Here is a 325-nt window from a genome sequence, read left to right on the forward strand (position 1 = left end):
CCGGCACGATCGGCTGCACCATCTCGCCGATGACGCCCGGGAACGTCGCGTTCTTCTGCACGACCTCGACGGCGGCCGCGACGGCGCCGCAGGATTGATGGCCGAGCACGACCACGAGGGGCACCCCGAGGACGCCCACGGCGTACTCGATGCTGCCCAGAGCCGCCGTGTCGACCGTGTTGCCGGCGTTCCGGACGATGAACAATTCGCCGAGCCCGCGCCCGAACAGGATCTCGGGCGAGACCCGGCTGTCGGAGCAGCCGACCAGCACGCAGAACGGGGCTTGCCCGCGGGCGAGTTCGAGACGGCGTTCGCGTCCGTTCGC

At 70.8% G+C, this 325-nt stretch carries 1 protein-coding gene; it reads right to left on the minus strand.

Going from position 1 to position 325, the window contains the following annotated elements; all coding sequences use genetic code 11:
* Nucleotides 1-325 (minus strand): carbonic anhydrase (locus MFF58_RS32065; protein ID WP_283206497.1); only part of this gene is annotated, 325 nt, incomplete at both ends.

The sequence above is a fragment of the Methylobacterium longum genome (assembly GCF_022179385.1).
In the GTDB taxonomy this organism is placed as follows: domain Bacteria; phylum Pseudomonadota; class Alphaproteobacteria; order Rhizobiales; family Beijerinckiaceae; genus Methylobacterium; species Methylobacterium longum.